The following is a 15,062-nucleotide window of genomic DNA, read 5'->3' on the forward strand; positions in this document are numbered from 1 at the left end:
AAGTGTAGATCATTTCAGTCTTTGGAAATCACTAAAACGTTTACATACTTATCCCGAAGGTATATCCGTGACAAAGCTTAGCAAAAGTGATAGAATGAAATCAAATGGGGGTTCCCCCCTTAATAAAATAAAGGAGATGTTTAGACAAATGACAGCAACTAAACAACACAAAAAAGTGATCCTTGTCGGTGACGGTGCCGTAGGTTCATCTTATGCTTTCGCGCTTGTAACCCAAGGAATTGCACAAGAACTTGGTATCATTGAAATTCCTCAATTGTTTGAAAAAGCAGTTGGTGATGCTGAAGACCTTAGCCACGCGCTAGCTTTTACTTCACCTAAAAAAATCTATGCAGCTAAGTACGAAGACTGTGCGGATGCAGACCTTGTAGTTATCACTGCTGGTGCTCCACAAAAACCAGGTGAAACTCGTCTTGACCTTGTAGGTAAAAACTTGGCAATCAACAAATCAATTGTTGAACAAGTTGTTGCATCTGGATTTGACGGTATCTTCCTTGTTGCTGCTAACCCAGTTGACGTCTTGACATACTCAACATGGAAATTCTCAGGTTTCCCTAAAGAACGCGTTATCGGTTCAGGTACTTCACTTGACTCAGCTCGTTTCCGTCAAGCACTTGCTGAAACTATCGGTGTTGATGCACGTTCAGTTCACGCCTACATCATGGGTGAACACGGTGACTCTGAGTTTGCTGTTTGGTCACACGCTAACGTTGCCGGTGTTAAATTGGAACAATGGTTGCAAGCTAACCGTGACTTGAATGAAGCTGACCTTGTTGAACTCTTCATCTCAGTTCGTGATGCAGCTTACTCAATCATCAACAAAAAAGGTGCTACTTATTACGGTATCGCCGTTGCCCTTGCTCGTATCACTCGTGCTATCCTTGACGATGAAAATGCGGTGCTACCACTTTCTGTATTCCAAGAAGGTCAATACGGTGTTGAAAACGTCTTTATTGGTCAACCTGCTATCGTTGGTGCACACGGTATCGTTCGTCCAGTTAACATCCCATTGAACGATGCTGAAACTCAAAAAATGCAAGCATCAGCAAAAGAATTGCAAGCTATCATTGATGAAGCATGGAAAAACCCTGAATTCCAAGCAGCTTCTAAAAACTAATGAAAAGAAGGTTCTCAAACATGGGAGCCTTTTTCTTTTTGTACAGAATCATAACTCAACTTTTCAAATAAACAAAAAAAGCCTATCAACCAAGCAATGAAGATTGATACAATAGGCTTTTTGAAAATTCATTATTTAACAGCGTCTTTAAGAGCTTTACCAGCTTTGAATGCTGGAACTTTAGAAGCTGCGATTTTGATTTCTTTACCAGTTTGTGGGTTGCGACCTTTACGTGCAGCACGCTCACGAACTTCAAAGTTACCGAAACCGATCAATTGAACTTTTTCACCAGCTGCAAGGTATTCAGTTACTGCTGCAAATACAGCGTCAACTGCTGCTGCTGAATCTTTCTTAGTCAATTCTGTAGCTTCTGCTACTTTAGCGATCAAATCTTGTTTGTTTGCCATGTTAACAAATCCTCCAAATAATTTCTAATTAACAAATATAATCATATCCTAAAATCGGCTATAGGTCAAGTCAAAAACACTATTTTGACCATTTTTTCTCTATTTTTTTAGGAATTGTAGCGAATTAGAATCGCCCAAGCATTCTCTCCAGTATGAGTTTGAATAATAGAGCCAGTTTCCAATACAGAGATTGGCTTCTCAACATAAGGTTGTAATAATGCCTTCATCTCATTCGCCCATTCGTTCGTTCCAGCATAGGAAATTCCAATCTCAGCAACTGATTTTTTGGAAAGAGTCTCGGTTAATTCCTCAAGCCACTTTTTGAAAGTTTTCGCTCCACGTCCTTTGACGATTGGTTGGAGTTCGTGGTTTTTCATCTGCATTACTACACGAATATTCAAGAGTGAGCTTAGTAATCCTGTCACACGTCCAATACGACCACCCTTAACTAAGTTTTCTAGCGTCGAAACACCGATATAGAGTTCTGTATTATTTTTAACGTCCTCTACATGAGCTAAGATCGTTTCTAAGTCTTTACCTTCTTTAGCAAGTTTTGCGGCTTCAACAACTTGGAACTTCATCGCTTGATCTGTAAAGGAACTATCAATAACCGTTACATCAGCAGTTGAAAGACTTGCCCCTTGGCGAGCAGCTTCCACAGTTCCAGACAAGGCATGGGACATGTGAATGGCGATAATTTGACTGCCGTCTTTACCTAGCTCTTCAAAGACCTCAGCAAACACTCCCACAGGTGGTTGACTTGTTTTAGGCAGATTCTTACTTTGTTGCATAAGACGAAGGAATTCTCCCTCTTTTAAATCTGCATCCGAATAAAGCACACTATCAATCATAACTGATAGAGGGACAACGGTGATATTTAATTCTTTAACTACTTCTGGTTCGATAGTAACAGAAGAGTCCGTTACAATTTTTACTTGTGTCATAATTCAATCTTTCTATTCTTCTCGATAGGATTGGGATTTTCTCCTATATTATATCAAAAAAATGATAAAAAATCATAAGTGATCCGATGAAAAGAACTGAATTTTTGGTATAATCTATCTATAGAAAAGTGAGGAACAGCCATGATTCGAAAACTTCAACCGATTATCACTATTATTCTTGGAGCTGCTATCTATGCCTTTGGTCTTACCTACTTTGTTGTTCCTTATCATTTATTTGAGGGAGGGGCGACAGGTATTACCTTGATTACCTACTATCTTTTTAAGATTCCTGTCTCATTGATGAACCTCTTGATTAATATCCCTTTATTTATCCTGGCTTGGAAGATATTTGGGCCTAAGACCCTCTACTCCAGTCTTTTAGGATCTATTTCACTTTCCGTTTGGCTAGCAATTTTTGAGCGCATTCCTTTGCACATCGACTTGCAAGGGGATCTCATCATTGTCGCTTTAGTCTCAGGAGTCTTACTGGGGGTTGGTTTAGGAATTATCTTTAATGCTGGTGGAACCACTGGTGGCTCTGATATCGTTGCCCGTATCCTCAACAAATACACCAATATTTCGATTGGGAAATTGCTTTTTGGGATTGACTTTTTTATCCTAATGTTGATTTTGATCATCTTCCAGGACCTTCGTCTCGTTACCTATACCCTCTTGTTTGATTTTATCATCGCTCGTGTTATCGACTTGATAGGCGAAGGAGGTTATGGTGGTAAAGGATTTATGATTATTACCCAATATCCTGATCAATTGGCCAAAGAGATTAACGATGAACTCGGACGTGGTGTTACCTTTATATCTGGTCAAGGCTACTACAGCAAAAAGGATTTAAAAATTATCTACTGTATCGTCGGTCGAAACGAAATCGTTAAAATGAAAGATATGATTCACAAAATTGATCCTCAAGCCTTTATCACCATCACTGAGGCTCATGAAATTCTGGGTGAAGGCTTTACTTATGTGAAAGATTAAAAAAGCTGGGAATTCCCAGCTTTTATTCTTCTTCTGCGAGGGTTGAATGGCGGAACCCGTAAGTAAAGTAAATGACTAGACCAACTAAAAGAGCAATTCCAAAGGCAATCCAGGTATCTAGACTATATTGAAGCATAAAGGAAAGACAGATAAGAATGGAAAGAATTGGCAAAAGTGGCACCAAGGGAGTTTTAAACTCTCCCTCTTTTGGCATCCCCTTATCCTTTCTGAGTTTTATTATTCCGTAGGCTAGCAAAATCAGATAAGCTAGCGTACAAATATTTAAGAAAGCTGCAATACTAGCTAGAGGAAACACTCCTGCAGCAATGGCTGAAACAACTCCTGTTAAGAGAGTCGCATTTTTAGGAACACGACTAGTCTTGCTTAATTGTTTGAAACTTTGGGGTAAAAGTCCATCACGTGCTAAACTATAAATCATCCGAGACAAAGCGTACGTCATTGAGATACATACGGTTATCAGGGTTAGAATGGCTACAAGCGAAACATAATTTGCCGCCCAGCCGATACCAATACTCCGCAATGAAAATGCTACTGCATCGTCCACATTGAGCTTACTGTAGTGAACAATCCCTGTCAATACTAAGGTTACCAAAGCATAGAGAATGGTGACGATTGTCAGAGAAAGTACGATTCCGCGGGGAATATTTTTTTGTGGACTTTGAATTTCATCAACTGCCATGGAAATAGACTCAAATCCGAGAAAACCAAAGAACATCAAAGATGCGCCCGCCATAATCCCAGTACTTCCACCATATAGTTGACCAAAACCAAATGGAGCAAAATTCGTCCAATTTTCTGGCTTGATGTACCAAATACCAACTAGGATAAATAAGGCAAGAGCTGAGAATTTCAAGACCACTAAAAGCGAATTAAATCTCAAAGCTGCCTTGGAATTTAATAAAACCAATCCCGTTACCAATGTTAGTACTAAAATAGGTAGAAGATCAATGTAGGTTCCTTGTTCAGGGTTAAAGGTTCCATTCAAGGCTTGGGGCATGGAGATACCATAATTACTGAGCAATCCCTTAAAGTAAGCTGCCCAGCCAGATGCTACTCCTGAAACAGCCGTCATGAATTCCATGATGGTCAGCCAGCCAGCAATCCAGGCTGGCAATTCTCCTAGAATCGCATAGAGGTAACTATAAGCACCACCAGTAGCAGGCACACGAGAGGCAAATTCTGCGAAAAAGAGGGCTGATAAAGAAACACACAGAGCAGAAATCACAATGGAAATCACTAATGAGGGACCAGCTAGGGTAGCCGCTGCTGTTCCTGTAATGGTGAAAATCCCTGTCCCCACCATGGCCCCAATCCCTAGAAGAATCAAATCCCACAATTTCAAATGGCGATGCATCTCTGTCTGTCTCAGACTAACATCCTTGGTTCTAAAAATATTCATACTTCATCTCCACTAAATGTAATTGTTTTATTTTACCATATAAAAGTATTTTTGTGAATATTTATTAGGCTATTTTTTGAAAAAAATTCTGAACAGAAGGGATTCCTGTTCAGAATTTGCATTTTTACCCACTGATTCTTTCAATTTGTTACTTATCAAGCGAGTAGGCTCAACAGTATACTCCATTGAAAGTTTTTTGGTGATTTGAGATTTTTTAAACTTCAAAGTAAGGAAACGGACGGTCACTATCTAAAGGACGATTTGGAATTTCTTGTTCCAAAATAGCGCGCCAACCAGATACCAATTCTTCAAAAGTCAGTTGTGTTTCTGGAGAAGCTGTTGTCAGCTTCCGACCAAACCAAGCCATGGTTGCAGTTTCAAATTGAAGCATAGCGTACTGGATTACTGGTACATTTGCCTCTTCATAATTTTCATTTACTGCACGCGCTACTTCTGCCGCTTGCGGAAGGAGTTGATTGCTGATTTTATCAACAACAGTCGCATCCATCTCTCTCCATGAAAGAAGTTGACCATTTACCTGATAAAAGAGCTCAAAGGTTTCTTGATTTTCCTTGAAATTAGCAAGAACAAAAGCACGTTCCACGGCCTCAGGACCACCAACGCCTTTTACAGCGTTTATCAAGAGGCTTTGTTCCATTTGTCGCCAATAATCATCAGCTTCTTCTGCTAGATCAATTGTAAAGGGTGGAACAATTTCCTCAACAGGAATTTCGCCTTTATTCGCTTTTTCAACATTACCAAATAATTTTTTTAAGAATCCCATTTGCTTCTCCTTTGTCTTTTATCCGACCGAACCTTCCATTTCATAGCTAATCAAGCGGTTCAGCTCAACTGCGTATTCCATTGGAAGCTCTTTAGTGAAGGGTTCGACAAATCCCATAACGATCATCTCAGTTGCCTCAGTTTCTGACAAACCACGGCTCATGAGGTAGTAGAGTTGTTCCTCTGAAATCTTAGATACTTTGGCTTCGTGTTCCAAAGCAACTTGCGAGTTGTGGATTTCATTAAATGGAATGGTATCTGAAGCTGATAAGTCATCCATGATAATGGTATCACACTCGATGTGAGAAACAGATTTCTTAGAGTTCTTGTTAAAGGTTACTTGTCCACGGTAGTCAACCTTCCCTCCGCCTTTAGCGATGGATTTAGAAACGATAGAGGAGCTTGTGTGTGGAGCGTTGTGGATCATCTTGGCACCTGTGTCTTGGTGTTGACCAGCATTAGCAAAGGCGATCGAAAGCATGGTACCACGGGCCCCTTCTCCATCTAGGTAAACAGATGGGTATTTCATGGTTGTTTTAGCACCCAAGTTACCATCAATCCACTCAACAGTCGCATCTTTCAAAGCTTTGGCACGTTTTGTTACCAAGTTATAGACATTATCAGACCAGTTTTGGATGGTTGTATAACGCATATAAGCTCCGTCCAATGCGAAAATTTCTACGATGGCAGCGTGCAGGCTATTACTTGAATATGTTGGTGCTGTACATCCTTCTACGTAATGGACGCTTGCTCCTTCATCAACAATAATCAAGGTACGTTCGAACTGACCTGTATTTTCGTTGTTGATACGGAAGTAGGTTTGAAGCGGAATATCTACCTTGACACCTTTTGGTACGTAGATAAATGTTCCACCTGACCATACTGCTGAGTTGAGGGCAGCCAACTTGTTATCTGTCGGCGGTACCAACTTGGCAAAGTATTGTTTAAATAAGTCTGGGTATTCCTTGAGGGCAGAATCCGTATCTGTAAAGATAATCCCCAATTTCTGGAACTCTTCCTTCATGTTGTGGTAAACCACTTCTGACTCGTACTGGGCAGAGGCACCGGCTAGATAAGCACGCTCAGCTTCTGGAATCCCGATACGTTCAAAGGTTTCTTTGATTTTTTCAGGAACTTCGTCCCATGAACGGGCAGGTTTATCAGAAGGTTTTTGGTAGTAGATCAAATCATCAAAGTCAATCTCTGACAAGTCTGCTCCCCAGGTTTGCATAGGCATTTTTTTGAAGGTTTCATAAGACTTCAAACGGAATTCTAACATCCACTCAGGTTCTCCCTTAGCAGCTGATAATTCGCGAATGACTTCTTCGTTCAATCCTTTTCCTGTCGATAGGACAGGCTCTACATCGTCATGGAAACCAAATTTATATTCACCAAGGTCAATTGGTTTTGGTTCTACTCTTTCTTCAGCCATAATATCCTTTCTTTCATTCTTCATTTCTACTGATTCGTAAGACAAAAGAAACTTGTCTTACTGTTTTTCTTGATCTTCAATTGTTTTCTTAAGGGCATTCCAAGCCAGGGTTGCACACTTGATTCGTTGTGGGAATTTGGCAACACCTGACAAGAAGGCACCATCCCCGAGTTGGTCTTGACGGTCATCCTTTTGACCTTGAACCATTTCAGAAAAGATAGTTGCAAGTTCTAGAATTTCTTGTTTGGTCTTGCCCAAAACAGCATCTGTCATCATACTAGCAGAAGCAGTTGAAATCGTGCATCCTGAATTTAGAAAAGCAATATCTTCCAAACGGTCCTCTGCATCAAACTTGACAGAGAGGTTGATAACATCCCCACAGGTTGGATTATTGAGACTAATTTGCTCAGCATCTTCCAGCTTCCCTTGGTGATGTGGATTTTTCGAATGGTCTGCCACCACTGCCATATAAAGGCTATCTAGTTTAGAAAGTGCCATTGAAAAACTCCTTTGTCTTTTGCAGGGCATCGACTAGTTTGTCACAATCCGCCTTAGTATTGTAGATATAAAAACTTGCACGAGCTGTTGCTGGGACTTCCAAATACTGAAGCAAGGGTTGCGCACAGTGGTGACCCGCACGAACAGCCACTCCTTCATAATCCAAAGCTGTCGCAAGGTCGTGAGGATGAAGATTTCCTAAGTTAAAGGAAATAACGCCTGAACGTTTAGCCAAGTCCTGCGAACCATAAATAGTCAATCCCTGAATTGCCTGCAATTTTGGAAAGACATATGCAATCAATTCCTGTTCATGAGCTTCAATGGCATCCATACCAATCTTTTCCAGATAATCCACTGCTGCAGCAAGTCCGATAGCACCTGCCATATTTGGCGTTCCAGCCTCAAATTTCCAAGGCAATTCCTTCCAACTAGCAGATTGCTCATAGACGAAATCAATCATCTCGCCACCAAACTCAACTGGTGACATTTGTTCCAGATACTTTTCTTTACCGTAAAGAACACCAATACCAGTTGGTCCAGCCATCTTGTGACCTGAAAAGGCAAAGAAGTCCACATCCAAGTCCTGGACATCAATCTTCATATGTGGCGTAGACTGAGCACCATCCACCACCATGATAGCTCCAACTTGGTGGGCCAATTGCGTGATTTCTTTGATAGGATTAACCACACCAAGGACATTAGAGGCATGAGCTAGGGAAACTAACTTGACTTTATCAGTCAATTTAGCGCGCAAGTCATCCATATCCAGAGCTCCGTCCTTGAGATAAACATAGACAAGCTCTGCTCCAGTCTTGCGGCAAGCCTCCTGCCAAGGAATGATATTGGAATGGTGTTCCATTACTGAAATCAATACCTGGTCTCCCTCAGTCAGGATTTCCTCAGCAAAGCGTGCCACCCAGTTAAGGCTGGTTGTCGTTCCTCTAGTAAAGATAACTTCCTTTGTAGAGCCTGCATTGATAAACTTACGAATGGTTTCACGAGCAGCTTCATAAGAAGCTGTTGCTCGCTCCGCCAAGGTATGAACACCACGGTGAACATTGGCATTGTCCTGCTCATAGTAGCGGTTAATCGTTTCCAGAACTGCTAGTGGTTTTTGTGTCGTCGCAGCATTGTCCAGATAGACCAGAGGTTCATCGTTGACAATCTGGTCCAAAATTGGAAAATCCTTGCGAATCGCTTCTACATCTAACATAGGCTTCCCCTTAGCGTTTTGACAATTTTTCTTCGATCGTTGCAATCATTTCATCACGAACTTCTTTGACTGGAATCTCAACAATTACGGAGCCAAGGAAACCGCGAACAACCAAGCGTTCTGCAGTTGCCTTATCCAAGCCACGACTCATGAGATAGTACATATCTTCTGGATCAACTTGTCCGATAGAAGCCGCGTGACCTGCTGTAACGTCATTTTCATCAATCAAAAGAATTGGGTTTGCATCTGAACGAGCCTGGTCTGAAAGCATGAGAACACGGCTTTCTTGTTGCGCATCTGCTCCCTTGGCACCCTTGATAATGTGGCCGATACCGTTGAAAGTTAAAGTTGCTTTTTCAAGAATAACCCCATGTTGGAGGATATTTCCGATTGAGTTGTAGCCATAGTTGGTTACGCGGGTATCAATCCCTTGAATCTGACGGCCACTTGAAAGAGCTACGACTTTAAGGTCAGCATGGCTACCATTTCCAATCAAGTCGCTATCAAAGTCTGCAACGACATTTCCTTCATTCATGACACCAATCGCCCAGTCAATGCTTGCATCGTTGCCTAGTTTACCACGACGACTAATATAGGCAGTAACATTTTCACCTAAACGGTCAATGGCCGCAAACTTCACTTGAGCGCCAGAACGTGCAATCACTTCAACAGTGATATTAGCAGTCGCCTTAGCACTACCCTCACCGCGTGATTCTAGACGTTCAAGGTAGCTGATTTTAGAGTTTTTACCTGCAATGATCAGAATATGCTTGTTAAATGGCACATCGCTATCGCTGTCTTGGTAGAAAATTCCTTCGATTGGCTCTGTAATCTCAACGTTATCAGGAATGTAGAGAACAGCACCACTGTTAAAGTAAGCCGTGTGGTAGGCTGCCAACTTGTCATCGTCATACTTAACAGATGACATGAAGAATTCCTCGATAAGTTCGGGAATTTCTTCTAAAGCTGAGTGAAAGTCTGTAAAGACGACACCTTGTTCAGCTAACTCAACTGGAGTTTGTTCAAAAACAGTCTGCGTTCCTACTTGCACCAACTTCAAGTGATTATCTAGAGCCGTGAAGTCAGGAACATTTGCTGAAGGATCACTTTCTGTGATGGTTCCATCTCCCAGATTCCAACGGTGAAATTTGACACGCTCAATGACTGGTAATTCCAAACTCTCAATCTTATCAAAAGCTTTTTGACGGAGGTCAGCCAACCAGCTTGGTTCAGCGTGCATTTCTGAAAAAAGTTTAATATTCTCTTTAGTCATTTACTTCTCCTAAAAGATACGAGGGAATTACAATTCTTCCTTGTAGTCGTAGCCAAGTTCTTCAGCTAGTTTTGCGTATCCTTCACGTTCCAAACGGGCAGCCAATTCTGGACCACCAGAAAGGACCACACGACCTTCCATCATCACGTGTACCACATCCGGTGTGATGTAGTTCAAAAGACGTTGGTAGTGTGTGATGATCATAGCACCAAAACCTTCGCCACGCATAGCATTGACACCTTTCGATACAACTTTAAGGGCGTCAATATCAAGACCTGAGTCAATCTCATCCAAAAGGGCAAAAGTTGGTTCCAACATCAAGAGTTGAAGAATTTCATTGCGTTTTTTCTCACCACCAGAGAAGCCTTCGTTAAGGTAACGCTCTGCCATTTCTTCTTTCATATTGAGCAATTCCATTTTCTTGTCTAGTTTAGTGATAAACTCACGAACTGAAATCTTTTCATCATCTTCTTTACCAGCATTCATGGCTGCACGAAGAAACTCTGCGTTAGTAATTCCAGGGATTTCTGATGGGTACTGCATAGCAAGGAAAAGTCCCATACGAGCGCGCTCGTCCACTTCCAACTCAAGGATGTTTACGCCATCAAACAAGACCTCCCCTTTAGTAACTTCATAGTTAGGGTTCCCCATGATAGCTGCAGAAAGAGTCGATTTACCAGTACCATTTGGTCCCATGATAGCTGCAATTTCTCCTGTTTTCAGAGTCAGATTGACCCCTTTCAAAATTTCTTTTCCTTCAATCTCAACGTGAAGATCTTTGATCTCTAATACTGACATGATAGTTCCTTTCTTTTTCTGGCCTACTCCCTTTATCCTTAGCGAAATCACTTACATTTCTCAAAAAATACAAGAAAAGGTCCATAAATATACTCTACTAGTATAACAAAAAAAAGCCTAAAAGGCTTTGATTTTGTTTAGAAGCTAGTGACTAATCCTTGCGGTTTAGGTGCTGATCAATAGCATCTACTATTTTCCCCATTACATAACTTAACCTAAAATTTCGAAAAAGTAGAATGGCCCAAAAGGCTGCCATGAAATAGCGACCAGTCATCCAAGCTTCATTGAAAAAATAAGTCTCAGCAGCGGTAAATAGTGCTATCACGATAAATTGTTGTCTAGTCATAGGATTATTGTACCATGAAATCCACTTTTAGTCTTCTTCGACCATGACTTTATCAGCCAGAAATTCAAATCCCTCTGGAATCAAGCTCTCTTCTTCTACCTCTTGATCTGCTTGAGAAGACTTGTTTTTAGATGAAAATGCTGCACGAACCTCTTTCCATTCCTCTAGGGAAATTGCCAGGATTTCAGGTGAAAATCCAGCCGCCTGGCTGAGAATATTGCCAAACATGGTATTGAGGTTATCCCGTTTCATGGTTTGCCCAGCATTGAAATTAGACTCAAAGGCTAAAATAGCATGGTGTTCGTTGGCCGCAACTGGTTGAGAACCTACGAGAAGAGCCTTATCAGGACCAGCTAAGCTTTCGATTACCTCTCCCCATGCATTCTGGAGGCGAATCAAGTTTTGCCGTGCCAATTCAGGATTTTCAACAGCTTCTTGTAGGATAGCCTGAACTTTATTACGGTCTACTCGATAGACTGTCTTGGAAGTGGCTGGACGGCTAGGGACTGGCGCCACTTGTTTAGGCACCGTTCCAACATTGGCAAGTTCTTGTTTGAGACGAGCGACTTCCTGTCTCAGTGCAGAAATCTCACTTTCGACAGCTCCTGAAAGCGCCGATTCAGGCTTAATCTCAGCTAAACGAATGGTCATCATCTCAGCATAAATCTTAGGTTGCAGGCTAGCTTTCATATCTGGCAAGCTCACAGTTGCTATTCGAATCATTTCAAAGAGACTTTCCTGAGAAAGAGCTAGATTGTCCATAAAAACTGGACTATGATGAGTATTTTCGCCACCTGTCTGAACAACTAGTAGATCACGCAAATACTGCAAGAGATCCGTCACAAAACGAGTCATGCTCTTACCATTTTCAAACAAAAGATTCAAAGAATCAAGCGCTTTTGAAACATCCTGCTGAGACAAGGCAGCTACATAGTCATCAAGTGCTGATAGACTAATGGTGCCTGTAATTTCCTCAGAGATAGCAGTCGTGAGCTCATTTCCCTGTGTCAAACTCAAGGCTTGGTCCAGAATAGACAAGGCATCCCGCATCCCACCTTCAGCTCGTCTAGCAATGATTTCCACAGCCTCTGGTTCAGAACTGATATTTTCTTTTTCTAAAATATGATGAATATGTGCCGTGATATCTTGAGTTCGAATCGATTTAAACTCAAAACGTTGAACACGCGATAAAATAGTTGCTGGAATCTTGTGCAATTCGGTAGTCGCCAAGATAAAGACAACATTTTGAGTTGGTTCTTCTAGGGTCTTCAAAAGCGCATTAAAGGCTCCTGTAGACAACATATGAACCTCGTCTATGATATAGACCTTGTAACGTGCTAAGCTAGGTGCATAGGTAGATTTGTCACGAATTTCACGGATTTCATCGACTCCGTTATTCGAAGCTGCATCCATTTCAATAACATCTTCTAGGCTTCCTTCTGTCACTGCCTGACAGATATAGCAGTGATTACATGGTTCTCCATCCACTTGATTTGGGCAGTTCATGGCCTTGGCAAAAATCTTGGCTACGCTAGTTTTCCCAGTTCCACGAGGGCCTGAGAAGAGATAGGCATGACTAATCTTTTCCTGCTCGACCGCTTGTTTTAGGGTTTTAGCCACAACCTCTTGACCTACCAGTTGTGAAAAAGTTTGGCTTCTATATTTTCGATAAAGTGCTTGATACATTAGGCTTTCTCCTCAAACATCGTAAAGTCCCATTCTGTCTTCTCAAGCAAAATAGCGACAAATTGTTCCAAGTAATCACGGTCAATGGCATTGTAATCATCAATAAGTGAAGAATCCAGGTCTAAGACACCCAGCAATTGACCATTCTTGAGCATGGGAACTACGATTTCACTCTTGGCCATACTATCACAAGAAATGTAGTTTGGATAGGTGCTCACATCGCCAACTAAAACAGTCTCTTGAAACTCAGCAGCTTCTCCACATACTCCTTTTCCAAGCGGAATGCGAATACAAGAAACACCACCCTGAAAAGGACCTAAAACCAACTCGCTACCATCAAACAGATAAAAACCTGCAAATACTGTATTCGAAAAGCGAGATTTTAGGAGGGCACTAGCATTCGAAAGATTGGCAAGAACATTGCTCTCACCTTCAAGTAAATAAGAGAGTTCCTCATTTAACAATTGATATTGTGATTGTTTTTCTGAATCTAACATAGAACTATTATATCAAAAATGGGAAAGAGACAAAAGAAAAATCCCTTGTTTTAAACAAAGGATTTTGCGATTATCAATTTGATTAAAGTTCGATATCACCGAACAAGTCAGCCATTGAGAATCCTGTTTGTGTTTCTGGAAGTTCGAAATCACGTTTTTCTTGACGTTTTGGACGACGTGGACGAGCAGCACGTTTTTCTTCTTTTTGTCCTTCTTCTTGAGCTGGACGCTCTTCAAGAGCTTTGATAGAAAGTGATACACGTTCTGCGTCAGCGTTAACATCAAGGACTTTAACAGTAACTTCTTGACCAACAGTAAGAGCTTCTTTTGGATTTTCGATACGTTTGTGTGAAATTTGTGATACGTGAACAAGTCCATCGATACCTGGCAATACTTCAACAAATGCACCGAAGTCAGTCAAACGTTTAACTGTTCCTTCTACTACATCACCTTTAGCCAATTTTTGCTCAACGCCATCCCATGGTCCAGGTGTTGTTGCTTTAAGTGAAAGTGATACGCGTCCTTCTTCTTCGTTAAGATCAAGGATCTTCACTTCGATTTCTTCACCAACAGTTACAACTGATTTAGGTGATACGTTACGTTCGTGTGACAATTCAGTCAAGTGAACCAATCCATCAACACCACCAAGGTCGATGAAAGCACCAAAGCTAGTGATACGAGCAACTTTACCAGTTACGACATCACCAACAGCCAATTTACCAAATACTTCAGCACGAGCTGCTGCAGTAGCTGCTTCAACAACTTCACGACGTGAAAGGATGAAGCGGTTTTCTTTAGGATCAACTTCCTTGATTTTAGCATCAAATTCTTGACCTACGAAACGCTCAGTGTTACGTACGAAACGAGTATCCAACATTGAAGCTGGGATAAATCCACGAACACCTTCAAATTCTACTGAAAGTCCACCTTTAACGGCACGAGTTCCTTTAACAGTAACAACTTCTTCTTCGCGTCCAACAAGTTTGTCCCATGCTTTGCGAGCTTCAAGGCGTTTTTTAGATACAAGGTATGTAACTGTATCAGTATCTTTACCAACTACTTGACGAAGTACAAGAACATCCAATACTTCTCCTACTTTCACAAAGTCATTGATATCTGCATCGCGATCGTTTGTCAATTCGCGAAGAGTCAAGACACCTTCAACACCAGTCCCAGAGATTGCAACGTTAGCTTGAGTCGCATCAACTGTCAATACTTCAGCACTAACAACATCACCAGGCTCAACTTGGCTAACGCTATTTAGCAAATCTTCAAATTCGTTCATCTAAAAAATCCTCCAACAATCAAGTTTTTTCAAAAACTTGACATACTTATAATTTTTTTCCTAAGCACCCGCAAAGACATGTTCATATCGTTCACGTCTTTCAATTATAAAAATAAAATACCCTAAGATATTTTTCTTTTTATCTTGAATTTATTACCTAAGAACTGGGGTAGCTGGATTCGAACCAACGCATGAGGGAGTCAAAGTCCCTTGCCTTACCGCTTGGCTATACCCCATTGATGAATGGAGAGAGAGGGATTCGAACCCCCGAACCCGAAGGAGCGGATTTACAGTCCGCCGCGTTTAGCCTCTTCGCTATCTCTCCAATGTTTAACGAGAACTATTATATCATGAA

General features: G+C 41.3%; 15 protein-coding genes and 2 tRNA genes. 2 read left to right on the plus strand and 15 right to left on the minus strand.

From position 1 onward, the window contains the following. Positions 1-148: 148 nt before the first annotated feature. Positions 149-1,135 (plus strand): L-lactate dehydrogenase, encoded by a 987-nt coding sequence (locus tag HMPREF1115_RS05505; RefSeq protein ID WP_000127489.1) that lies wholly within the window; start codon positions 149-151, stop codon positions 1,133-1,135. A gap of 131 nt (positions 1,136-1,266) precedes the next feature. Here the strand turns inward: HMPREF1115_RS05505 and HMPREF1115_RS05510 are convergent, their stop codons facing one another. Beyond that, positions 1,267-1,542 carry an HU family DNA-binding protein gene (locus HMPREF1115_RS05510; protein ID WP_001284636.1) on the minus strand — a complete coding sequence of 92 codons (276 nt, stop codon included), beginning with the start codon at positions 1,540-1,542 and terminating at the stop codon, positions 1,267-1,269. Positions 1,543-1,649: 107 nt separating this feature from the next. Then, complete coding sequence (locus tag HMPREF1115_RS05515) at positions 1,650-2,486, minus strand: DegV family protein (protein WP_000195462.1); 837 nt, start codon at positions 2,484-2,486, stop codon at positions 1,650-1,652. 141 nt (positions 2,487-2,627) lie between these two features. Between HMPREF1115_RS05515 and HMPREF1115_RS05520 the strand changes: the two genes are divergently transcribed. Next, positions 2,628-3,476: a YitT family protein gene (locus HMPREF1115_RS05520; protein ID WP_000619788.1), complete on the plus strand. Its 849-nt coding sequence runs from the start codon at positions 2,628-2,630 to the stop codon at positions 3,474-3,476. Positions 3,477-3,498: 22 nt separating this feature from the next. Here the strand turns inward: HMPREF1115_RS05520 and HMPREF1115_RS05525 are convergent, their stop codons facing one another. The 13 genes from HMPREF1115_RS05525 to HMPREF1115_RS05580 all read right to left on the minus strand — a co-directional run bounded on the left by HMPREF1115_RS05525 (position 3,499) and on the right by HMPREF1115_RS05580 (position 15,032). Beyond that, positions 3,499-4,896 (minus strand): APC family permease, encoded by a 1,398-nt coding sequence (locus tag HMPREF1115_RS05525; RefSeq protein WP_001020299.1) that lies wholly within the window; start codon positions 4,894-4,896, stop codon positions 3,499-3,501. A gap of 214 nt (positions 4,897-5,110) precedes the next feature. Continuing rightward, a complete protein-coding gene (locus HMPREF1115_RS05530) occupies positions 5,111-5,680 on the minus strand; it encodes a hypothetical protein (RefSeq protein WP_000506263.1) in 570 nt (189 codons plus the stop codon). An 18-nt stretch (positions 5,681-5,698) separates the two neighbouring features. Next, positions 5,699-7,111: a Fe-S cluster assembly protein SufB gene (gene sufB, locus HMPREF1115_RS05535; RefSeq protein WP_000797058.1), complete on the minus strand. Its 1,413-nt coding sequence runs from the start codon at positions 7,109-7,111 to the stop codon at positions 5,699-5,701. 57 nt (positions 7,112-7,168) lie between these two features. Beyond that, positions 7,169-7,609 (minus strand): Fe-S cluster assembly sulfur transfer protein SufU, encoded by a 441-nt coding sequence (gene sufU, locus HMPREF1115_RS05540; RefSeq protein WP_001218475.1) that lies wholly within the window; start codon positions 7,607-7,609, stop codon positions 7,169-7,171. Then, positions 7,596-8,822 (minus strand): cysteine desulfurase, encoded by a 1,227-nt coding sequence (locus HMPREF1115_RS05545; RefSeq protein WP_000887698.1) that lies wholly within the window; start codon positions 8,820-8,822, stop codon positions 7,596-7,598. The genes sufU and HMPREF1115_RS05545 overlap by 14 nt, the downstream gene beginning before the upstream one ends. Before the next feature lie 10 nt (positions 8,823-8,832). Next, positions 8,833-10,095, minus strand: a complete 1,263-nt coding sequence (sufD, locus tag HMPREF1115_RS05550; protein ID WP_000159651.1) for a Fe-S cluster assembly protein SufD — start codon at positions 10,093-10,095, stop codon at positions 8,833-8,835. A 27-nt stretch (positions 10,096-10,122) separates the two neighbouring features. Continuing rightward, positions 10,123-10,893, minus strand: a complete 771-nt coding sequence (gene sufC, locus HMPREF1115_RS05555) for a Fe-S cluster assembly ATPase SufC (RefSeq protein WP_000114492.1) — start codon at positions 10,891-10,893, stop codon at positions 10,123-10,125. Between the two features lie 151 nt (positions 10,894-11,044). Next, the gene (locus tag HMPREF1115_RS0102095) at positions 11,045-11,239 is read right to left on the minus strand and encodes a DUF3272 family protein (RefSeq protein ID WP_000198269.1); all 195 of its coding nucleotides are present in this window, start codon (positions 11,237-11,239) and stop codon (positions 11,045-11,047) included. Positions 11,240-11,266: 27 nt separating this feature from the next. Next, a complete protein-coding gene (dnaX, locus tag HMPREF1115_RS05560; protein ID WP_000283838.1) occupies positions 11,267-12,925 on the minus strand; it encodes a DNA polymerase III subunit gamma/tau in 1,659 nt (552 codons plus the stop codon). Further along, positions 12,925-13,422: a GAF domain-containing protein gene (locus tag HMPREF1115_RS05565; RefSeq protein WP_000887145.1), complete on the minus strand. Its 498-nt coding sequence runs from the start codon at positions 13,420-13,422 to the stop codon at positions 12,925-12,927. The genes dnaX and HMPREF1115_RS05565 overlap by 1 nt, the downstream gene beginning before the upstream one ends. A gap of 82 nt (positions 13,423-13,504) precedes the next feature. Next, complete coding sequence (gene rpsA, locus HMPREF1115_RS05570; protein WP_001001617.1) at positions 13,505-14,707, minus strand: 30S ribosomal protein S1; 1,203 nt, start codon at positions 14,705-14,707, stop codon at positions 13,505-13,507. A gap of 164 nt (positions 14,708-14,871) precedes the next feature. Next, positions 14,872-14,943: transfer RNA gene (locus HMPREF1115_RS05575), tRNA-Gln, on the minus strand. 8 nt (positions 14,944-14,951) lie between these two features. After that, positions 14,952-15,032, minus strand: a tRNA-Tyr gene (locus tag HMPREF1115_RS05580). Positions 15,033-15,062: the final 30 nt, after the last annotated feature.

Source organism: Streptococcus oralis SK610 (genome assembly GCF_000257455.1).
Lineage (GTDB): Bacteria > Bacillota > Bacilli > Lactobacillales > Streptococcaceae > Streptococcus > Streptococcus oralis_CB.